This is a genomic window from Aquimarina latercula DSM 2041 (assembly GCF_000430645.1).
Taxonomy (GTDB): domain Bacteria; phylum Bacteroidota; class Bacteroidia; order Flavobacteriales; family Flavobacteriaceae; genus Aquimarina; species Aquimarina latercula.
Genome location: NZ_KE387187.1, coordinates 172,437 through 195,394, shown reverse-complemented (window position 1 = coordinate 195,394; position 22,958 = coordinate 172,437). Strand labels below are relative to the sequence as shown.

At 32.0% G+C, this 22,958-nt stretch carries 19 protein-coding genes; 11 read left to right on the top strand and 8 right to left on the bottom strand.

The features are described from left to right. Positions 1 to 2: 2 nt before the first annotated feature. Positions 3 to 3,044, bottom strand: coding sequence for a SusC/RagA family TonB-linked outer membrane protein (locus H526_RS30360; RefSeq protein ID WP_051336392.1), 3,042 nt, complete (start codon positions 3,042 to 3,044; stop codon positions 3 to 5). 404 nt (positions 3,045 to 3,448) lie between these two features. Between H526_RS30360 and H526_RS0127460 the strand changes: the two genes are divergently transcribed. The 8 genes from H526_RS0127460 to H526_RS0127425 all read left to right on the top strand — a co-directional run bounded on the left by H526_RS0127460 (position 3,449) and on the right by H526_RS0127425 (position 14,362). Then, positions 3,449 to 4,321: an AraC family transcriptional regulator gene (locus H526_RS0127460; protein ID WP_027395871.1), complete on the top strand. Its 873-nt coding sequence runs from the start codon at positions 3,449 to 3,451 to the stop codon at positions 4,319 to 4,321. Positions 4,322 to 4,604: 283 nt separating this feature from the next. Further along, entirely contained in the window at positions 4,605 to 5,759 is a 1,155-nt protein-coding gene (locus tag H526_RS0127455; protein WP_027395870.1) for a mandelate racemase/muconate lactonizing enzyme family protein, read from the top strand. Beyond that, complete coding sequence (locus H526_RS0127450) at positions 5,743 to 7,182, top strand: aldehyde dehydrogenase family protein (RefSeq protein ID WP_027395869.1); 1,440 nt, start codon at positions 5,743 to 5,745, stop codon at positions 7,180 to 7,182. The genes H526_RS0127455 and H526_RS0127450 overlap by 17 nt, the downstream gene beginning before the upstream one ends. A 2-nt stretch (positions 7,183 to 7,184) precedes the next feature. Further along, on the top strand, positions 7,185 to 8,135 hold the full coding sequence (locus H526_RS0127445) for a 2-dehydro-3-deoxygalactonokinase (protein ID WP_027395868.1): 951 nt from the start codon (positions 7,185 to 7,187) through the stop codon (positions 8,133 to 8,135). After that, positions 8,128 to 8,763: a bifunctional 4-hydroxy-2-oxoglutarate aldolase/2-dehydro-3-deoxy-phosphogluconate aldolase gene (locus H526_RS0127440; RefSeq protein WP_027395867.1), complete on the top strand. Its 636-nt coding sequence runs from the start codon at positions 8,128 to 8,130 to the stop codon at positions 8,761 to 8,763. Before H526_RS0127445 ends, H526_RS0127440 begins: the two co-directional genes overlap by 8 nt. Before the next feature lie 4 nt (positions 8,764 to 8,767). Next, positions 8,768 to 10,252, top strand: coding sequence for a sulfatase family protein (locus H526_RS30355; RefSeq protein ID WP_081415720.1), 1,485 nt, complete (start codon positions 8,768 to 8,770; stop codon positions 10,250 to 10,252). Between the two features lie 53 nt (positions 10,253 to 10,305). Continuing rightward, positions 10,306 to 12,294, top strand: a complete 1,989-nt coding sequence (locus H526_RS0127430; RefSeq protein WP_027395866.1) for a glycoside hydrolase family 127 protein — start codon at positions 10,306 to 10,308, stop codon at positions 12,292 to 12,294. Between the two features lie 238 nt (positions 12,295 to 12,532). Further along, positions 12,533 to 14,362 (top strand): Xaa-Pro dipeptidyl-peptidase, encoded by a 1,830-nt coding sequence (locus tag H526_RS0127425; RefSeq protein WP_027395865.1) that lies wholly within the window; start codon positions 12,533 to 12,535, stop codon positions 14,360 to 14,362. An 86-nt stretch (positions 14,363 to 14,448) separates the two neighbouring features. On the opposite strand, the gene H526_RS0127420 is transcribed toward H526_RS0127425, so the two are convergent. The 4 genes from H526_RS0127420 to corA form a co-directional block, all read right to left on the bottom strand. Beyond that, positions 14,449 to 14,985, bottom strand: a complete 537-nt coding sequence (locus tag H526_RS0127420; RefSeq protein ID WP_051336391.1) for a glutathione peroxidase — start codon at positions 14,983 to 14,985, stop codon at positions 14,449 to 14,451. Between the two features lie 40 nt (positions 14,986 to 15,025). Next, entirely contained in the window at positions 15,026 to 15,463 is a 438-nt protein-coding gene (locus tag H526_RS0127415; RefSeq protein ID WP_027395863.1) for a 6-pyruvoyl trahydropterin synthase family protein, read from the bottom strand. A gap of 814 nt (positions 15,464 to 16,277) precedes the next feature. After that, on the bottom strand, positions 16,278 to 16,775 hold the full coding sequence (locus H526_RS0127405) for a mechanosensitive ion channel domain-containing protein (RefSeq protein WP_027395861.1): 498 nt from the start codon (positions 16,773 to 16,775) through the stop codon (positions 16,278 to 16,280). 23 nt (positions 16,776 to 16,798) lie between these two features. Beyond that, entirely contained in the window at positions 16,799 to 17,866 is a 1,068-nt protein-coding gene (corA, locus tag H526_RS0127400; RefSeq protein ID WP_027395860.1) for a magnesium/cobalt transporter CorA, read from the bottom strand. 306 nt (positions 17,867 to 18,172) lie between these two features. On the opposite strand from corA, the gene H526_RS0127395 reads away from it, so the two are divergent. Beyond that, complete coding sequence (locus H526_RS0127395) at positions 18,173 to 19,453, top strand: NAD(P)/FAD-dependent oxidoreductase (protein WP_027395859.1); 1,281 nt, start codon at positions 18,173 to 18,175, stop codon at positions 19,451 to 19,453. A gap of 1 nt (position 19,454) precedes the next feature. On the opposite strand, the gene H526_RS0127390 is transcribed toward H526_RS0127395, so the two are convergent. Genes H526_RS0127390 through H526_RS0127380 form a run of 3 tightly spaced genes read right to left on the bottom strand, consistent with a single transcriptional unit; the run spans position 19,455 to position 20,564 of the window. Further along, positions 19,455 to 19,832, bottom strand: coding sequence for a DUF2237 family protein (locus H526_RS0127390; protein ID WP_027395858.1), 378 nt, complete (start codon positions 19,830 to 19,832; stop codon positions 19,455 to 19,457). After that, complete coding sequence (locus H526_RS0127385; protein WP_027395857.1) at positions 19,832 to 20,275, bottom strand: arginyl-tRNA synthetase; 444 nt, start codon at positions 20,273 to 20,275, stop codon at positions 19,832 to 19,834. Before H526_RS0127385 ends, H526_RS0127390 begins: the two co-directional genes overlap by 1 nt. Before the next feature lie 31 nt (positions 20,276 to 20,306). Beyond that, positions 20,307 to 20,564 (bottom strand): hypothetical protein, encoded by a 258-nt coding sequence (locus H526_RS0127380; RefSeq protein WP_233557623.1) that lies wholly within the window; start codon positions 20,562 to 20,564, stop codon positions 20,307 to 20,309. Between the two features lie 111 nt (positions 20,565 to 20,675). Here H526_RS0127380 and H526_RS0127375 point away from each other — a divergent pair, with 111 nt between their 5' ends. Together H526_RS0127375 and cls are read left to right on the top strand one after the other, a co-directional pair. Further along, the gene (locus H526_RS0127375) at positions 20,676 to 21,512 is read left to right on the top strand and encodes a universal stress protein (RefSeq protein ID WP_027395855.1); all 837 of its coding nucleotides are present in this window, start codon (positions 20,676 to 20,678) and stop codon (positions 21,510 to 21,512) included. Positions 21,513 to 21,533: 21 nt separating this feature from the next. Next, the gene (gene cls / locus H526_RS0127370; protein ID WP_027395854.1) at positions 21,534 to 22,955 is read left to right on the top strand and encodes a cardiolipin synthase; all 1,422 of its coding nucleotides are present in this window, start codon (positions 21,534 to 21,536) and stop codon (positions 22,953 to 22,955) included. Positions 22,956 to 22,958: the final 3 nt, after the last annotated feature.

Below are 22,958 nucleotides of genomic sequence, written 5' to 3'. Positions count from 1 at the left end.
AATTAAAAATCAAATTTTACTCCTAGTGTGTATGATCTGGGAGTAGGTATTGCTCCAATGTTAATACCAGATCCAACATCGGTATTTGCTGAAGACGGATTACCAGGTCTCGATGTAACTTCTGGATCATAACCACTATAATCTGTTATAATCGCTAGATTTTGACCACCAACATAAAATTTGGTTCTTACTCCAAATAAATCTGGTATTGTATATCCTATGGTAAGATTACTTAATCTAATATAATCCCCATCTTCTACAAATTGACTGGAATTTAACAGTGGATTACTTCCTAACTTTGGAATATCCGTTTCATTATCAGGTGTCCATGCATTAAGAGCATTAAAGGATAAGTTGTCTCTAAAGGCTCCGCGCTGACCATTAATAGCACCTTCTACCAGATTGAATACTTTAAAACCATGCGCCCCTTGAATAAAGATATTTACATCCCAATTTTTATAAGTAAATGTATTATTGAGACCCCAAGTTGTTTTAGGAATACCACTTCCTAATGGTTTTAAAGCAGGTCTGTTGTTTTCATCTAAAACATATCTGGCATCGCCAGGACGGAATAGAGGAGTACCGTTGGGTCTGGTGGGAATATCATCGGTGCTTTTCCAGGTGCCTAAAAATACAAATCCGTAGAACTGTCCTAAAGGCAATCCTTCTCTAATGACATTAATAGGGTTTGTGGTACCATCTATAGATTGAATGTTTCCTACAATCTGCTCTTGCCCATCATTCAGGGCAATAACTTTGTTTTCTACATGAGAAAGTGCTAGACTAGAGTTCCAGATAAAGTCTTTTTGTGAGATAATATCTCCTGATAATGTAATATCAAATCCTTCATTTCTTACTTCACCAACATTACTAGAAAAATTAATATTAGAATTAGGAAGTTGGCTTACTAGAAGAAGATCTCTTGTGTTTTTTATAAAATAATCAAAGGATAATGAAAATCTGTTGGATAAACCTACATCAAGACCTGCATTCCATTGTTCTGTAGTTTCCCAAGTTATATTTGGATTTGCAGCCCTAGAAAATCTATTCCCGATTACCGCAGTAACACCATCGAAGGTTACTGCAGGAAATACATTAACAACACCTGCCTGATTGGCGAGTGGTGAAATAAATTGACTTCCTACTTCACCCCAACTTACTCGAAGTTTTAGATTATTAAATTTACTATCCTCTATCAGTTTGTTAAAACCGTATGCTAAAGATACTGATGGGAAATATCCAGTTCGGTTATCTCTAAGAAATCTAGAGGATTGATCCACTCTTAAAGAAGCAGTTAAGTATAAATCATCATTATAACTATAAGTTGCTCTACCTAAAAAAGATTGGATAGCTGTTTGTCCACCTCCATTACTAAATCGCTGATCATCCGGATTCCCTTCATCGCCACCTACAAAGAAACCAGGTATGGTTACATCAACTGTGCTGTAAGAGTTGCTTTCAGAACGAGACCCTTGGAATTCATATACAGCAGTAGCATCTATAGCATGATTTCCAAAATCGTTTTTGTAATTAAGGATGTTGCTAACTTGGTGATTAGTGATTCTTGTGTTATTAAAATTTACTGTAGTATGTCCAACGGCGTCCGTTGTCGAATTATCTCCATCTACGATAAAGGATTGTAAGGTATTGGTAATAGTTGCTAATCCCACTACCATGTTGTAGGTAAAGTGACCAGAGATTTTATATTTGAAATCAATATTAGCGTTCAGTCGATCAGAAATAAATTCTCGATTACTTCTATTGAGGGCAGCAATTGGATTTGTTCTATTGTTTGCAAAAGAATTCAGAGATTCTATATTATATCCACCATTTATACTTTCGTTACCGCTCAGAATAGGAGTCGTAGGATCATACGTGATTGCTCTGGTTAATAAACTACCAGTAACTCTGTCAAAAGAATTCGGATTGTTTATATCCGTTTCTCTGCTACCAAAAAGATTTACTCCTAATGATACCCTATCAGAAATATTGGTTTTTATGTTAGATCTTAATGAATATCTTTCATAATCATTAGTGATAACAACTCCATCCTGATTTACATAATTACCTGATAAAAAATAGTTGAATTTATCAGATCCACCTCTAACAGATAGTTGTGTATTTGTGCCAAATGCTTCTCTCAGAATTGCATCTTCATAATCAATTGGATTAGTGGCAAAATTAGCTACTTCTGCATCTGTAAAAATAGGGTCATTTCCGTTAAGTACACGTTGCTCATTTTTGAAACGCGCGAATTGTTCTGAGTTTAATCTGTTTATAGATCTCGAAACTTCAGATAATGTTGTAAATGTTTCTAAACTTATTTTAGTTTTACCCTTTCCTTTTTTGGTCGTTACTAAAATAACTCCGTTAGATCCTCTAGAACCATAAATTGCTAAGGCAGAAGCATCTTTTAAAACATTAATGGAAGCAATATCTGCAGGATTAATACTTTGTAGATTTCCTCCAAAAACACCGTCAATCACTACTAGAGGCGCATTGTTTCCTGTTACAGAATTTACTCCTCGTACTCTAACTTTTATTTGTGAACCTGGAATTCCACTGGATTTTTGAATAGATACTCCTGAAACTCTACCTTGTAATGCTTCTTCCGGGCGAGAAAGTGGTTGGTTTTCAAAAGACTCTGATTTTAAAGTAGAAAAAGATCCTGATAAGTCCTTCCTTCTGGCAGAGCCATAACCTACTACAACCACATCATCTAATACTTCAGAATCTGATTTTAATTGTATCGAAATGATTTTTTGATCTCTAATAAGAATTCTCTGAGTTTCATATCCTAAATAAGAAATAATTAGGACATCACTGGTGGATGCCGAAATACTAAATTTACCATCAAAATCGGATACAACTCCTTTATCTGTGCCTTCAATTAAAATATTCACTCCTGGCACTGGAATATCTCCTTCATCTACTATCGACCCAACAATTAATTCTTGAGAATACGTAGTTAACATCCCCAAAAAAAGTATAAAAAATAAACTAGCAAAAGCATTTTTAGCTGATGCGTTAGATGTAATGTTCATAATATATGTATTACTTTATCAAAATGAGTTATTGTGTTTTTGTATTATTTTCCCTAAAAAAGTAAAGAATGCTGATAAAGATATATTTGGCCCGATATGATCTTTATTTTACCAAAATTTTACTTTTTCTAAACATAAGACAAGATTAAATCATTAATGGAACATATGATTAGCATTTTTTAACCCACATATGCATTATTTTAACCTTGTTCTTATTTTTGCAATTTTAGAAGGTAATTTGTGATTTATTTGTATGATTTTTAACAAAAAAATATTGAAATAACTAAACTTTTAATTTTAATCACTCCGTAAATTTGTAGCTTTCGAATTTTACCAAAAGTTATCCTTCCTGGCTTTTGGATGTAAACCCCAAATAATTAACGTATTCATAATTTTATACCGTCATGAAACTTACTTATAAAGAAAATGATCTAATGCCGGATAAATCTTTTCTCGTTAGAAGGGATACTATACCTTGTTTAGAACAAGATTGGCATTTTCATAAAGAGTTAGAACTTATTTATTTTCTGAAGAGTTCTGGAACAAGGTATGTTGGTAACTCAATACATCATTTTAATCCAGGAGATTTGTACTTAATAGGAAGTAATCTTCCTCATTTGTTTAAGAATGGAAACGAATATTATTCCGAAGAATTAGAAACCGACAGTGTAGATGTAATTGTTGTGAAATTCGAAGCTGACTTTTTGGGAAATGATTTTATGGAATTAATTGAAATGAAAAAGATTAAATCTCTTTTATATCAGTCCAATAGAGGACTTAAATTTTCGGTAGAGGAGAACAGTAAAGTTCAAAATCTTTTTTTGGATTTGGTGGCGAGTGATGGCGTATTTCGAATCACCAAGATTCTGGAAATATTAAATGTTTTGTCAGAAAAAGAAAATCATCAGTTTTTATGTGGAGAAACACAGGCTGCCTTTTTCCGAAGAGAAGAAAAACAAAAAATTGCTAAAATTATTTCATACCTGACTACTAACTATCATAAAAAGATAGAATTAAAGGAAATAGCTTCTATTGCGCACATGGCTCCAAATTCATTTTGTAGATATTTTAAAAAACAAACACATAAGTCATTTTCCCAATATTTAAATGAAATAAGAATTATCAATGCTTGTAAATTATTAATTGAGGGGAAACTACAAATTACTACTATTTGCTATCAATCAGGGTTCAATACAATTACAAACTTTAATAGGCAATTTAAAAGTATCATGGGAGTAACTCCTTCTGAATATCAAAAGCAGTATCATACTTTTTAATGTTCTAATGATAATATTGTTATTGCGGTTAGTGGTTTTATAATCAATTGATTATATTTTTTTGTTGTAAATAGGATTTTTGAAAATGAGTTTTGCCCAAAACAGAAATGTTTAACAGGGTAAAATAATGTATGTGAAGGATAATATCAACCTGTTCGAATTGTTTGATATCTACTTAATTTGTTAAAATTTAAAATAATACTCAAAAGATCATATTGAGATTTTGGGTATCCTAATTTTTAAGCACTAAAATCAAATTAAACAATCTACAACAATTAGTATAGTGAAGATTAAATCAATAGAAAGTTTTGTTCTCCTTGATACGCTAAAAGAAAGCTTTTCTTTTTCGCAATGGGAGTATTCGGAAAGGCGTATATGTATAGTAAAAATTACTTCTGATTCCGGTCATGTGGGTTGGGGAGAAGGTTATGGACCAGCAAATGTTCTGAAAGCTGGCATTGATCATTTAGCTCCTTATCTAATTGGAAAAAATCCTCTGGAAACAGAAACTTTGTGGGATCTAATGTATCGAAGAACCTTAGATTATGCCAGAAAAGGAATTTTTGTTGCGGCAATTAGTGCTATTGACGTTGCTTTGTGGGATCTTAAAGGTAAAATTTTAGAATTACCTGTATATACATTGTTAGGAGGTAAGAAGAGAAATTTTATTACACCATACGCAACAGGTTTGTATTTTACAGATAATGATAATCTTACAGAATCACTTGCTACAGAAGCAAAACAATACGTAGATCTTGGGTATAAAGCGATTAAAATGAAAGTTGGCTTTACCATTGAGAAAGATATAGAACATATAAAGGCAGTCAGAGAAACAATTGGTCCAGATATAGCCTTAATGATAGATGCTAATCATGCTTATAATTTAAAGGAAGCAGTACAGTTGGCACTGGCAGTTGAGAAATATGACATTAGTTGGTTTGAGGAACCGCTTTCTCCAGAATATTATGGGCAGTTTGAGGAATTAAGAAAAAAAACCTCAATACCGATAGCGGCTGGAGAATGTGAATATTTACGCTATGGTTTTCAAACGCTTTTAGATGCTAAAGCAGTTGATGTTTTACAACCAGATATTTGTGCAGCGGGAGGACTTACTGAAGCGAAGAGAATTGCCACATTAGCATCTGTGTATGGAATTGAAATCGTTCCACATACATGGGGAAGTGGAATTGCTTTTGCAGCAGCTTTGCATTTTATTATGAATCTAGATATTATACCCGGTCGTTTGCGCGAACCAAGATTTTATATAGAACATGATCGAACGGAAAATTTATTAAGAGAAGAATTAACAAATAATTCTATGATTTTCGATGATGGAATAATTAAACAAGATGAGAATATTGTTGGTTTAGGCTTTACAATTAATGAAGAAGTAATTGAAAAATATACAATAAAAAAGGCACATGGACTTTGGACATAAAAAATTATATATCAACGGAGAACTTATCAATGCTGAAGGGAATAAATGTTTTGATGTAGTTTCTCCTTTAGATGAAACTACTGTAGCTACCTTAAGTTGGGCAACAAAAGAGGATACTTTAAAAACTATAGAGGCTGCTCAAAAAGGATTTGTGTATTGGTCTAAATTGTTAGTTGAAGATCGCGAAGAATGGATTTTAAAATTACGTGATAAGATCTTAGAAAAGTCAGAGATTCTTAGAGAGATGATGATGTACGAAATGGGCAAAAGTTGGAAGGGTTCTGAGGAAGATATTACTAGTATTACGAACTCTCTAGCGTTCTACTCAGAAGAGATTAAGAATAAAATTGATATTCCAATTGCTGATAAAGAAGGTACTCATGCACATAAAGTAATTCACCAACCCGTAGGAGTTGTAGTTGCTTTTTTAGCGTATAATTTTCCATTATTGAATTTAGGGTTTAAACTGGGGCCAGCATTAGCTGCTGGATGCAGTATTATTTTAAAACCTTCTGAGTTTTCACCACTCTCAGCATACATGATTGGAGAAATTTGCGAAGAAATTGATTTCCCAAAAGGGGTTATTAATGTCATATGCGGTGATGTAGAGGATGTTGGGATTCCATTGTGTGAGAGTACTACCCCCAAATTAATTACGATGATTGGTTCTACGGAAACAGCTCAGAAATTAATGGAACAAAGTAGCAAAACATCTATAAAGCGCTTCAGTATGGAGTGTGGTGGTAATGCTCCTTTTGTAGTGTTTGGAGATGCTGATATTGATAAAGCGGTATCCGATGGAGTAGCCTTAAAATTTGGCAATAGTGGGCAGGTATGTGTAGCTCCCAATAGATTTTATATCGAAGATGCTGTTTTTGAAAAATTTGTCAAGAAGTTTGTTCAGCAAGTTAAAGAAATAGGAATTGGTTATGGTAAAGATGAAGGGGTTGCAATTTTAATGGGACCTTTAGCGAATAAGCAGTCTCTAAAAAAGGTTGGCGATATAGTAAAAGTGGCTCGAGAAGAGGGTGGTGAATTATTATATGGAGGCGATAGAGTAGAAAGAGATGGTTACTATTATGAACCTACAGTTATAGCTTTTGAAAATAATGAAGCAAAAATATTACAACAAGAGATTTTTGGGCCAGTAGCATTTATTACTTCTTTTTCTTCAATAAAAGAGAGTATTGCATTGGCCAATAGTGTGGATGTAGGTCTTGCTTCATATGTATACTCATCTAATGAGGATACACTGCGTCAATTCACCGAAGAACTGGAATTTGGAGAAGTGCATCTAAATGGATTCAAGTATGATATTTACCTTCCTCATGGAGGAATAAAAAATAGTGGAATCGGAGTCGATTGTTCTGTATTTGCACTAGATGATTATTTGATTAGAAAAAGAGTCACCAAACAGTTATAAAAATGAATTTACCAGAACAATTTGTAAGCTGTGATTGGGGTACCTCTAATTTTAGAATAAGATTGGTGGATTCAAAAGATTTAACAATAATCCAAGAGCACAAGACAAATTTAGGAGTTAGCAAATTGTATCAGCAATATCTCGGGCAAAAAGAATTATCTAAAGAAGATTTTTTTAAAAATTATCTATTACATCAGTTAAATATCTTGACTGACTTACCTAAGGATAATATATTGATTATAGCTTCTGGAATGATAACTTCCTCTATAGGAATGAAAGAGTTACCATATGCATCAGTTCCGCAATCATTTAATGGAACGAATATCAATTGTTCTTTGTTTTCATTAGATGATAAGATCCAAACATTATTAATATCTGGAATTCGAACAGAATCGGATATCATGAGAGGAGAAGAAACTCAGGCAATTGGAATTATAGATCATATATCAGATGCGTCTGAAGGGGTTATTATATTACCAGGAACGCATTCGAAACATATTAGATTTTCTGGAGATGATATTATCAATTTTTCCACTTTCATGAGCGGAGAGCTTTTTGAAATTTTAAGTACAACAGGTTTATTATCATTATCCGTAAAAAACGGAGAATGGGATCCAAAGTTTTCTGGGATTTTTCTAGAAGGAGTACAAAAAGGAATAAACGATGAATTTATGACATCGCTTTTTTCAATTAGGGGCAATGATATATTGAAGAGTACTTCAAAAGAAATGAATTTTTATTTTCTCTCCGGACTGGTTATTGGCAGTGAGCTTTCTTATCTAAAGAAAAATGATCAAAAAATCTTTTTGGGAGCTTCAGGAATATTACTAGAACTCTATTTACTGGCGTTAGTGTCTAGTTTACCATCTGAGAGATTTACTTGTTTTAAACCAGAAATTATAGATAATGCGCTATTAATAGGGCAAAAAAAAATAGCACAATCTTATGCTTGATCAAAAATTTTCTTGGGAAAGATTTGAAAGTACACCTATCGTTGGGATTCTTCGCGGTTACTCTTTAGATACCGTCATGAATATTATGCCTGTATATAAAGAAAGCGGATTTTCTACTGTAGAAATCACCATGAATTCACCGAATGCAGTTAACACAATTAAGGAGTTGCTTAGTAGTTTTCCGGAATTGAATATTGGAGCAGGTACAGTTTGTACCATGAAAGAATTAGAAGAAGCTTTACAAGTAGGAGCGCAGTTTATTGTTACTCCTATTATGAATGAAGAAGTAATCACCACTTGTGTGGCTGAAAAAACACCTGTTTTTCCGGGAGCCTTTACACCAACAGAAATATATAAAGCATGGAGCTTAGGAGCAGATATGGTTAAAGTATTTCCTGCTACTCAACTTGGAACTCAGTTTATAAAAGATGTAAAAGGGCCTTTGAATGAGATCAAATTATTGCCTACAGGAGGTGTTTCAAAGAATAATATAACAGATTTCTTTGCAATAGGATGTCAAGGAGTAGGGATGGGAAGTTCTCTTTTTGATAAGAATGCTATTGCTCATAATGATTTGGAGTTTTTAATACGACATTTTAAGAAAATTAAAGAGATGATAAAAGAATAATAGTATGAATTCTAATATATATAAGATCTTAATTTGTTTAGGGATCATAACATGGAATACTTCATGTAAAAGAAGCGTGCCGGTTGAGGTTAAGAATCAAAATATTACAGAATCATCCAAAAGTGATCGACCTAATATTGTATTAATTCTATGTGATGATCTTGGGTATGCTGATGTAGGATTCAATGGTTCTGAAGATATTAAAACACCTGAATTAGATGCTTTGGCAGGTAATGGAATCATTTTTTCATCAGCATATGTAGCACATCCTTTTTGCGGTCCTAGTAGAGCAGCATTAATGACAGGAAGATATCCACATCAAATAGGTTCTCAGTATAATTTACCAAGAGCACATAATAATGCGGGAAAAGGGATTTCTTTGCAGGAAACTTTTATTAGTAAAATACTTCAGCAAGCGGGATATTATACAGGGGCTATTGGTAAATGGCATCTTGGAACTATAAGTAAATATCATCCTAATAATAGGGGGTTTGATGATTTTTATGGTTTTTTAGGAGGTGGGCATAATTATTTTCCAGAGCAATTTAAAGCAGCATATCAGGAACAGAAGGACGCTGGTAATACAGAAATTTGGGATTATATTACTCCCTTAGAATATAATGGAGCCGAAGTTGATGAAAATGAGTATATCACGGATGCACTGTCACACGAAGCATCAAAATTTATTGATAAAGCTTCAGAGAAAGAATCTCCTTTCTTTCTGTATCTTTCTTATAATGCTCCACATACTCCTTTAGAAGCTAAAGAAGAAGATTTGAAAATGTATGCTCATATTGGAGATGAAAAAAGAAAAACCTATGCTGCCATGGTACATGCAGTGGATAGAGGAGTAGGACAACTAGTAAATACTTTGGAAAAAACAGGACAGTTAGAAAATACACTTATTGTTTTCTTAAGTGATAATGGAGGTAGAACAGATCAAGGTGGAAACAATTTTCCGTTAAGAGGAAGAAAAGGAAATACCTCCGAAGGAGGAATCCGGGTTCCTATGTTTTTTCATTGGCCAAAAAAAATACCAAAAGGTGAGACTTTTGACTATCCAGTATCTGCGTTAGACTTTTATCCTACGTTCGCAGGATTAGCCGAAGTAGAATTGCCTGATCATAAAATAGTGGATGGAAAAGATATCTGGAGTGATCTTACTGTAGGGAGAAACCCTAGAAAAGGAGCACCTATTTTAACACTTAGACATCGGAAAACAAGTAATGAGGTAGGAGTTCGTTTAGATCATTGGAAAGCATACAAACCTGAACGTGTTCCTTGGAAATTATATGATATAGAAAAGGATATTGGGGAAGAGAATGATATAAGTAATAAGCATCCTGAAATTCTAGAAAAAATGATTCAAGAATCAAATGAATGGGCAAAAACGCATATAGTTCCCGAATGGTTTCATAATGAAGAAACAGAAGAAAATTGGTATAAAATGAAAATGCCAAAGTTTGAAGAAACTTTTAAACTGAATTAACATCTAATTACTAGTAGATTAAACCAACTTAATAAAGTATAAACCTTACAATGATGAATATTGATTTGGAAATAGAGAAAAGAAATGAATTAAAATCTGTGGAAAGCCCATTTTACAAAATGAGAGCCTTAGAAGTAACAGATTGTGAATGGACGGACGGTTTCTGGGGTAGTAAGTTTGATAAATTGTATGAGACAATGCTGCCATATATGGGAGAGGTATTATGTGGAGATATTGGTCATGCATTGAATAATTTTAAAATAGCGGGAGGAGAAAAAACAGGAAAACACCAAGGAATGTTCTGGCATGATGGAGATTTCTACAAATTTTTAGAGGCGGAAGCTTACGTGTATGCTAAAACAAAAGATCCTAAGCTATTAGAAAAATTGGATAAATATATTAGGATCATTGGCAATGCACAAGAAGAGGACGGATATATCCATACGTATGTACAAACTACCGATGGAGTCGATCGATTCGAAAACAGAAAGTATCATGAGATGTATAATATAGGTCATCTTTTGATAAGTGCTTGTGTTCATTTTAAAGCAACTAAACAAAGAAGTTTATTAGATATAGCTATTAAACAAGCAGATCTGTTGTACACTATTTTTATGCCAGAAACAAAGCATTATGGGCGTTTTGGGTTTAACCAAACACAGATAATGGGATTGGTAGAACTGTATAGGATTACTAAAGATAAAAAATACTTGAGCTTAGCGGAACGCTTTATTGATAATAGAGGAAAATACGAAGTAGAACATCATGCTACTACCGAAGGGTATCCTATTGGAGATATGGTGCAAGAAAGAACACCCTTAAGAGAGGCTACAGAAGCTGTGGGTCATGCTGTTCTTGCATTGTATTATTATGTTGGAGCTGCAGATGTATATGCCGAAACTGGAGAAAAAGCTTTAATAGATGCGTTGGATAGGTTATGGGAAAATGTGACTGGAAAAAAAATGTATGTTACTGGAGCTGTTGGTCAAGCGCATTATGGAGCTTCTACCAATTTAGATATGATTGAAGAAGGTTTTATCGATGAATATATGATGCCTAATATGACTGCATATAATGAAACCTGTGCCAATCTCTGTAACGCCATGTTCAGTTATCGAATGCTACAAATTCATGGAGCATCGAAATATGCTGATATTATCGAGTTAGTTTTATATAATAGCGCGTTATCAGGGATAGGCATAGAAGGTAAAGATTATTTTTATGCGAATCCACTACGTATGATTGATAATACTAGAGATTATCAAGCACATGAGAATATCACAGAAACTCCATATAGAAAACCATACTTAGATTGTTTTTGTTGTCCTCCGAATTTAGTAAGGACACTAGCAAAACTTTCTGGATGGGCCTACAGTCTTACAGATAATGGAGTATCGGTAAACTTATTCGGAGGAAATCATTTGGATACTGTAATGATTGATGGCTCCAAGATTAAACTGAGACAAGATACAGAGTACCCATGGAAAGGTATTGTGAAAATTACAGTCGAAGAATGTAAGAAAGCTGATTTTGAAATAAAAATAAGAATTCCTATTTGGGCAACTGGAAGTACTTTGAAAGTTAACGAGGAAGCAGTAGTTATAGATATTAATCCTGGAAAATATGCAGTTGTAAATCGTTCATGGAAAACAGGTGATGTGATCGTTTTGGATATGCCAATGGAGATCACTTTTGTAGAAGGCCATCCACGTATTGAAGAAGTTCGTAATCAAATAGCGATAAAAAGAGGTCCGATAGTTTATTGTATAGAATCTCCTGATCTGCCTAAGAATACTAGTATTTTGGATGTTTATATAAAAGGCAGTGAAGATTTTAAAGTAAATCATAGAGAAGACCTCTTGGGAGGAGTAACAACTATAGAAGGTGAAATTTTGATTCGCTCAGATAAATCAACAGATATTTATAATGTAGTAAAAAGACCAAATTGGAATACATATAAAACACAACTTGTTCCCTATTTTGCCTGGAGTAACAGAGGACAGGCAGAAATGACTGTGTTTATGCCAGTAGTTTGGGGCTAGATCATAGATTATTGCAGAATATATTCTACATTTTAACGTGAACTATAGGGGTTTAGTTCATGAGAATTGAAAAGTCGACAATGCAATTGTAGGCTTTTTTAAAATAGAACAATTGATTCTCCTCAAAAAATCATATTTCTATTCTATATTTGTTATACACAAAAGGCAGATTACCAATTTAGTTTGGTAAAGCTTGACATCTAACTAAAGATGATTGTAGTAACAAATCTCAATTATAATGGCTTATAAAAATAATACTCGTTTTCTTATATTGGTTCTATTCTTAGTAACACTCATAAACGCACAAGAAAAAGCAGTTCCTTTGTTTAAGGATGGCGAAGCGCAAATAGTAGAAGCTTTTAATACACCTGCTAAATGGATTCGTCACGATCTATGGGTGCCTACAGAATTTGATACAGATGGTGATGGAATATTGGATAGAATGCACGTATCTGTGACACGTCCGTATCAAACAGAAACAGAAGGATTGAAGCTACCTGTTATTTATGTTTCTAGTCCATATTTTGCGGGTGTTGCTGCCGACATAGATGGATTGTTTTGGGATGTACATCATGAATTAGGGGAACAACCAAAACCAAGAACACATACAGAAGTAGTGCGTAGAGGTAAAAGACCAATTATTTCTAATTCGCATATAAAAAAATGGATTCCAAGAGGATATATTGTAGTTCATTCATCTTCTCCGGGTACTGGATTATCGCAAGGAGCTCCAACCGTGGGTGGTGATAACGAATCGTTAGCTCCGAAAGCAGTGATTGATTGGTTATGTGGTCGCATTGATGGATACACTGAAAAAAAAGGTACGGAGAAAGTTAAAGCATATTGGTCTACAGGAAAAGTTGGGATGACTGGAACTTCTTACAACGGAACTATTCCGTTAGCAGCTGCAACTACTGGAGTCAAAGGTTTAGAAGCTATTATTCCAATTGCACCAAATACCTCGTATTATCATTATTATAGATCTAATGGTTTGGTACGTTCTCCAGGTGGATATTTAGGAGAGGATATAGATGTACTATATGATTTTATTCATAGTGGAGATGAGTCCAAACGTCCATACAATAATAAAACAGTACGAGATACTGAGATGAAAAATGGAATGGATAGAATTACAGGCGATTATAACGATTTCTGGGCAGGTAGAGATTATCTAAATGATATGAAGCCTATGAAAGCCGCATTATTGATGTCTCATGGATTTAATGATTGGAATGTAATGCCAGAACATAGTTATAGGATATATAGGAAAGCTAAAGAAATGGGTATTCCATCTCAGATTTATTATCATCAAAATGGTCATGGAGGTCCTCCTCCAATTAGAATAATGAATAGATGGTTTACAAGATACTTGCACGGAATAGAAAATGGAGTAGAAAAAGATGCTCGTGCTTGGATTGTTAGAGAAAACGATTCTCGAGAGCATCCGGTTGCCTATAAAGAATATCCTAATCCGGATGCATCAGATGTGGCTCTTTTTCCCAATATTGGAGGATTAGAAGTTGGGTTGTTAAGTATTAAAAAACCAACTAAACTAGGTGTAGAAAAATTGATCGATGACTATACTTTTTCAGGTGATTCGTTAGCGATATTAAAAGAATCTAACCATCGTTTGCTATATTCAACTCCGGTACTAACAGAAGATATTCACATATCAGGAATTGCTAAAGTAACTGTAAAACTTGCTAGTAGCAAACCTGCGGCTAATCTTTCGGTTTGGTTAGTCTCTTTACCTTGGGAAAAGAATGCGAAAAAAATCACGGATAATATAATTACTCGTGGTTGGGCTGATCCACAAAATCATAAATCGTTAACAGAAAGCAAACCGCTAAAACCAGGTTCATTCTATGAACTGTCTTTTGATTTACAACCAGATGATCAGGTAATTAAAAAAGGACAACAAATTGGATTAATGATTTTTTCTAGTGATAGTAAGTTTACACTATTACCAAAACCTGGGACTGAACTTACTATTGATCTAGATGAAACATCTATTACGGTTCCTATAGTAGGTGGTATAGATGCATTTAAAAAAGCAATAAAAGAATAGGGCCTATTTTTAAAGAATTATTCCTTATCGCTAAGAAGGTACAAGAAAATGTAAATCAAAAATTTGAATTTAATAAATATTAATAATTATCTTAAATGCTTTGTGATTTTAGAACTTATTGGACTTGTTATAGAATAATAGTAATCAATTAGTTCACCTTTTTCATCAATTAAGTATTTTTGAAAATTCCATTTCACGCTTGAGCTTTTCTTGTTGTTTTTTTGTTTACTAGTTAACCATTCGTATAATGGATGTTGATTAATTCCTTTTACATCAATTTTTTGCGTCATTATGAATGTTACTCCATAATTACGTTCACAAAATGATTGAATTTCAGAAGCGTTTCCTGGTTCTTGTTGACTAAATTGATTACAAGGAGACCCAATTATCATAAGTTTATCCGGGTACAGATTGTATAGTTTTTGTAAATCCTTGTACTGCTTTGTAAAACCGCATTTAGAAGCTACATTAACAAATAATATCTTTTTACCTTTATAATTAGCTAGATCTATAACTTTATTATCTAAACTGTTTATTTTAATATCGTAAATAGATTGGAAGGATTTTATTGTTTCAAATCCCCTTTTTTTTGGTTTTGTCTTTATTTTATTAATTATTTTCATAGGTTAAATTTTACGTGAGGTGAAAAGCATACTATTATAATTAAAATGGATATTCTACATAATTCCTTGGTGTTTCATATAACTTTATTTTGAGTTCTAATTTTTGATCTAAATGACTTCTTAAAATGTTAAATGTAACTATCGCTATGTTTTCTGCGGTAGGATTTAGATTTTTGAATTCGGTAACATCTAGGTTCAGGTTTTTATGATCAAAACGATTCGTTATTTGATTTTTAATAAGGTCCGAAAGTATTTTGGTGTCTATTACATATCCAGTTTCTGATTGAATGTAACCAATTACCTTTACTTCTAATTCGTAATTATGACCATGATAATTTGGATTGTTACATTTGCCAAAAATCTCTTTATTCTTTTCTTTGGTCCAGTTAGGGTTATGCAATCTATGAGCGGCATTAAAATGTTCTCTTCTAATTATAGCGATTTTTCTTTCAGAAGTATTTTCTACTTGATCAGTCATTAATGGTAATTCTTTTTGAAATTTAATTTTTGTAAAGTTAGAGTATATTGTATATTTGTTTAATGTTTTTAACAATAGTTTAAACAAAAAATAGTGTTTGTTTTTGGACAGGTTATATGGTTGAAGATTAAAACAAGGTATAATTTAGTATATTGAAAATGATTAAAAACTTCATAAAAAAAGTTGGAATAATGAATATAATTATGTTGTTAACAGTTATAGGAGTTATTTGTTTATCGCACTATTCATTTAGTAGCGGTAAACATCTTCAAGCTATTTTTATTGGTCTTTGGGCTCCAACAATTTTGGGGTTTCTTAATTATTTTAAAAGAAAATGATAATGGATCCAGTTATTTTATATTCAATAGTAGTTACGACTATTTTTTTAGTCTGGATTATTTTTGTGGTTAGATCTTATAATAAGAATTATAATCAAAAAAATGATTAGTTTCTAAATACTTGAAATATTATTCGATTGATAACAATGAAAGCAAGATGGTATAATAAATCATTAAGAATTTATAAGTAGTTTTTTAAAATTTATTTACACGAGTAATTAGAATTCTAAGAAAAAAAACCTCAAAGGCACAGTTTGTTAATTCCGGACTAAACAGCCTGACTTGCCATAATTAATACACCTTCGTATATTGATCACAGTCATTCTCTGAGGATTTATGATAAAATAAATAATAAAGCTTTTAAAGCTTGTACTCAAAAGGGTTTTAATAGTGCTCAATAAAATTTAGACAGATTTTTTTAAGAAATAAATAAAACTTTAAATTAATTATAAAAACTGGATTATTAAATAATTGAATTATTTTTTCTCAAGTATTTCAATCCCTTTTTGCATTACTAATGAATTAGGGATTGTTATATTTCTTCCATCATCTGTTTTCATAAATAAATAGAAACCAGTAATATCAATAATCTCACCTTTCCATTCAAAATCTTTATCAAGAATATGAATGCGATCTCCTATTCTTACCGGATGATTAAAAAATAAAATTACACTCGCGGTCAAGCTCGATAAAAGCGACCACTGCGCAAAGAATCCTACTCCTAAAACAGCCAATACAGATGAAATAAATACTGCGAATTGTTTATGATCAACTCCCCAAATGATAGCAAGTATAGATATAGTTACTACATAAATTAAGAGGTGACTTAATTTAAAGATGATTTTTCTACGATTCGCTTCGATGGATCGAATAAAACCAAATCGTTGTATAGCTTTTTTACTTAATAGTAATAATATGATCGTTATGACCACCAGAGTGATAGTAAGAAAAATTTCTGTTTGATACTTTAACATAAATGTTGATTTTGGATATTATTTTAAAGCCATTTTTTTCTTTTGAAAAAATATATCAGAGCTACAAAAATAAATATCATGATTCCCCAAAGAACGAAATAACCGTATTTAAACTTAAGTTCAGGAATATGTTCGAAATTCATACCATATATTCCTGCAATAAAAGTAAGCGGAATAAAAATAGTAGCAATAATAGTCAGTACCTTCATTACCTCGTTCATTTTATTACTAATAGTTGTCATATACATATCCATTAGGCCCCAAATCATATCTCTATAAATTTCAATATTTTCTGATACTTGGATGATGTGGTCATATAAATCCCGTAGGTATAATCGTATTTTTTTGGTTATGAGTTTATGCTCGCTTTTCTCTATCCTATTTACCACTTCTCTAAGTGGAAATACTGCTCGTCTAATTTTAAGAATTTCTTTTTTAAGTCCTTGTATTTGGTAGGTGATATTATCGTTTTGTTTATTTTCAAAAAGGTCATCTTCTAATTCTTCAATTTTTTCACCCATCACTTCGATTAGGTTAAAATAATTATCCACTATAGCATCCATTAATGCATAAAGAAGATAATCAGAGCCCATAGAGCGAATTCTTCCTTTATTATTTCGAATACGATTCCTAATAGAATCAAAGACATCTCCATCTGATTCTTGAAAAGAAATGACAAATCCATTTCCTAAAACAAAACTAATGTGCTCGATAGAAAGTTCTCCATTTTCGTTAAAATACAACATCTTTAAAACCACAAAAAAATAATCATCATACTCGTCTATCTTAGGCCTTTGCTGAGTATTAGCTATATCTTCAAGGATTAAAGGATGTAGATCACAATGTTCCCCTAGTTTTTCAATTGTTTCTATATGATTAAGACCATTAATGTTTATCCAAGTGATCGGTTTAGAATCAATAAAAGAATAAGCTTCTTCTATGTTTTTTAATTCTTTTTCTTCGTGAGATTCTTTATGATAATTGAATACTTCGATAAACAAATCACTTGTATTTTTTTTACCTACATATACCACAGATCCAGGAACAAGCCCTAAAGTATTTCCGTAAAATGTTTGTTTAGCTTCTTGCATATTTTAACTACTAAGTTGAATAATTTAAGATATCACAATTTTTCACTTCTTCCAAGTAATGGAAATCACGAATATAAATTGATTTTTTATGATATGATGGAATAGTATCTGTAATTGTTAGTAGTGAAGAATTTTATGGAATAAGATTTAAAGTTTATTATGATTAATCTTTTTTTTTGTTTATTGTTTTGTTTAATTTTTTAAACAAAAATTAACAAAACACTATATTTTTATGGTTTAACCAGTTGTATCTTTGGGTATCAAAAGATTTTTTAGAATAGTTATTTTTGAGATTAGAAGAAATAAATGGATAAAGAGAAATATAAAATTCATATTATAGGGGCAGGAGTAAGCGGTTTAATTGCAGCTCGGGTATTAGAAAACTTTGGATATACACCTATAATTATAGAGGCGACAGATAGAGCTGGAGGTCGGGTTAAAACGGATGTTGTTAATGGGTATCAATTAGATCACGGTTTTCAGGTATTATTAACGGCCTATCCTGCTGTTCAAAAATATTTAGATTTAGAAAAACTATCGTTACAAAAATTTTTACCAGGTGCATCTATTTTTATAAACGATAAGCTTAGAACTATTGGAGATCCGCTTCGTAATGTATCACTTTTAATACCTACGTTGTTTTCGAATGTAGGTAATTTTTCTGATAAGGTAAAAGTATTGAAACTTAATAAAGTTTTGAAAAAGAAATCCATAACCGCCATTTTTAAAGAAGATGAGATTAGCACTTTAAAATACCTAGAGAATTATGGTTTTTCTGAAGAAATGATACATTCATTTTTTAAACCTTTCTTTAGTGGTATTTTTCTGGAACCTAATTTGCAAACATCTAGCCGAATGTTTCAGTTTATTTATAAAATGTTTGGAGCAGGTTTTGCAGCATTACCCAAAGGAGGTATTCAATCAATTGTAGATCAAATGATTTCGAAATTAAATAAGACAGAGTTTCGATATAATGTTCCTGTAAAGCAGGTTATTGATGGATGTGTTTTGTTAGAAAATGGAGAGAAACTGGATAGTGATTTTACGATAATTACTTCAAATGCTCATCAGATGATTACGAACCTTAGTAATCAGGAAACGGAGTGGAAATCTTGTAACACATTGTATTTTGAAGTTGATCAAAGAGTAATCCAAAAACCGTTAATCGGTTTAATCGCGCAAAAGGATAGTTTGATAAATAATATTTTTTATCATACAAGTTTACAAACTTCAAAAGCTGCAAATAAAGAACTTTTGTCGGTTACAGTTGTTAAAGATCATTCATTTAAAGAAAAAGAACTTGTAGAAAAGGTAACGGAAGAATTAGGTCTTCTTTGTGGGATTATTGGATGTAAATTCATTAAACAATATCATATTAAGAATGCCTTGCCAAGACTAGAAAACTTGCAATATGAGTTATCCGAAACAGAAACAAAATTGACAAATACTATATTTTTGGCAGGAGATCAGTTACTCAATGGGTCTCTAAATGCGGCTATGATATCTGGTGAACGGGCTGCTTTGGGAATTATTAAAACTTTAGAGGATGGTTTGGTTGTAGATGAGTTGACATCAGAGTTCAGTTAAATTATGATTTTTCTTCCTTAAATTGATAATTGAGTAAAACCTCAAGGTCTATATATTCCAATGTTTTTTTATGGCAACTTTCTAAGATAATAGGAGGAGCTTTATCAGCATCTTTTGCTTGTAACCATCTAGAAATACATAAACACCATTTATCACCGGGGTTCAATCCTGGGAAATTCCAATATGGAATAGGAGTTGATAAATCATTACCTTTAGATTTAGTGTACTCCAAAAATTCTGAGGTCATCACTGCACAGATGATATGAGTACCTGAATCTTCTGCTGTAGTATTACAAAATCCGTCTCTAAAATATCCAGTCATTGGTTTATAACAACAAGATAATAATGGAGTTTTCAGTACATTTAATTCCTTATTCATTAATTTAAGTTTTGGATAGAATCAACATGTGGAAACCGTTGATCATATTCAACTTTTAATCGCATTAATTTTTTGAAGAAAGAAGCATTTTCTTGATGTGTACGATTATTTCTAAAATGAACGAATTTTCCTTGTGCATGAATACTTATTCCATTCGTATTATAAAGGTAAAACTGATAATAAGGTATTGCCCAAGTGAAATTTTGCAATCCTTTATTGATAGCTATTAGAATACCATTTGGTCGTAGTTCTATACTACCATAATTAACATCAGATATACTATTAATAACCTTTTTTAGATTAGGACTAACATCTTCAATAATCATGCGTTTCGATCCAATGCCCTTAAGTTTAATTGCATTTAATATAGAAAATGGTTTTCCTACCAAATCATTAATGAGAGCTTTGTTTTTTTTATTTCTATATGTGGTTTCTAAAAGCATACTTAATTAATTTTCTGTGCATTAAAAACAATCATATTGTAGGCACGCCTTTAAGACGTTTTTCTATTTTTCTTTTCTTCGCAGTAACTAGTTTCATAATATACATAAGATTAGACTCTTGTGTCTTTTTATAGATTTCATTAATAGCCAGAACTAGAGATTTAGCCTCTCTGGATGCTGCTACCCGATTACTAGTAGTCATATTACTTATCTTTCTGCTCTCAAACTCTAAAGCTTTTTTAATAAGTTCCAAATCTTCTTTTTTGTAAAGATAAAAAATGTTTAACATTTATTAAAAATGTTTAAACAAAATTAACAGATTGATTATTTTTTATGCTGATAAATATCATAGTTCTTAATAGGTATCTAGGCTATTTTTATCATATAAAATCTTTTTAAAATGAAAAATATCCTGCTTCCTACCGACTTTTCAGAAAATTCAAGAAATGCTATTAATTATGCAATGCGTTTTTTTGAAAATGAGCTTTGTACTTTTTATATCTTAAACGTTCAAAAAGCTTCTCTTTATATGACTGATGATCTTATGGCTGCACCTATGAATACCTCTGTTCATCAATCTGTGATTAATACATCTAAAGAAAAACTTAATGAGTTAACAAAATACCTCCAAAAGGAAACTACAAATCAGAAATATTCTTTTAAAGCAATTACTGATTATGATGTTTTTACTGATGCGATTAAACAGGCAGTAAAATCTAAAAAAATTGATTTGATTATTATGGGATCAAATGGAGCCACTGGGGCCAGAGAAGTGGTTTTTGGAAGTAATACACTGAATGTAATTCGTAAGGTAGATTGCCCTGTTCTTGTGATTCCCCAAGGATATGTTTTTGAAAATTTAAAAACTGTGTTATATACACTTGATGATAACGATCATTTTAATACGGAAGGTATGGATCCTCTAGTAGATACGGTGGTAAAGTATAAGTCCTCTCTAAGAATTCTAAAAATAAAAGAAGATGATACTGTAACTATTGCAGAATTTGAAGATAAGAAACAATTAAAAGATTTTTTTAAGAATATTAATCATACCTTTCATTCGATTACCAATGTTCCTAGTGCATTAGCAATTGATAGTTTTGTTCAAATAATGAATATCGATATGAATGCTATGTTTATTCAAAAGGAAACATTTATTGAACGATTTTTCTATGGCTCTGAGGCTTCGAAAATCAGTTATAGAACTAGAGTTCCTTTACTTATTATGAAGAATTGATGTTTTAATAAAAAAATATAAATGGTATATTTTTCTTTTCTTATCATATATTTTTTAGCGGGCTTAGTTATTGTTATTAGACTGATACTTTATGGTATGCGTCCTACCAAAACGTTAGCTTGGATACTTGTGGTTTTTACAATCCCTGTGGGTGGGATGTTGTTTTATTTGTTACTTGGTAGAAATCGAAGGAAAAACAAGTTATTTCAATTAAAAAGAACGGGTGAGATTAATACATATTTAGAAAAAGCTGAAAGTTATTATCAACCGGTACAGCAAAATGAATATCAGGAACATCAAAAATTAATAGAACTTATTACGAAGAATTGTGGTTTCTCACCAAGTGCTGGAAATGAATTGAAACTTCTTAAAAACGGTAATGCCACTTTTCGAGCAATATTCGAAAGCTTAAAAAAAGCAGAGCATTTTATCCATTTGCAATATTATATTTTCGAGAATGGAATATTGGCTGACGGGCTTTTTGAGCTTTTTGAAAAGAAAGTAAAAGAAGGTGTTCAGGTACGCATTTTATATGATGGTATCGGAAGTTTATCATTAAGTAAAAAATATATCAAAAAGCTTGAAGATATAGGTGTAGAAATATATGGGTTTTTGCCAATCAAATTCGGTAAATTTCTTTCATCATTAAATTACCGTAATCATCGAAAAATTATTGTAATTGATAATAAAATAGCGTTTACAGGTGGTATTAATGTTTCGGATAAATATGTTACGGGAGATTCTGATTTAGGAATGTGGAACGATATGCATTTGCAATTAGAAGGGCCAATAATACATAGTTTACAGGCTATTTTTGTGATGGATTGGTACCTAGTAAGTAATAATGAAAATATTTTAAATACATCTTGTTTTACAAGTTATAAAGAAATAGGAACTATGACAGCTCAGACGGTACATAGTGGTCCAGATGAGGATTTTTCGTCTACTCAGCAAATGTATTTTTCTTTAATAAACGAAGCCAAAAGCTATGTATATATAGCCAATCCATATATCATTCCTGGAGAGGCTATTTTGGAAGCCCTAAAAGTAGCTGCGCTGAGTGGAGTAGAAGTTAGGTTACTGCTTTCGGAAGTTTCTGATAACATAATTGTTAGATGGTGTGTGCGATCTTATTTTGAAGGGTTGATGGAAGCTGGTGTTAAAATATACTTATTTTCTAATGGTTTTTTACATAGTAAAACAATTGTTGCTGATGATACCGTTTCTTCGGTAGGTACTACTAATCTAGATATTAGAAGTTTTGAACAAAATTACGAGGTAAATGTGGTGATATATGATGATAGTTTTGCTATGGAATTGAAAAATGATTTTTTAAGTGATTGTAAACAAAGTGTTCAGCTGAACTATAGTACTTTTGTAGATAGACCTTGGGTAGAAAAACTAAAAGAAGGAGCAGCTAAAATTTTTAGCCCAGTTCTTTAAAAT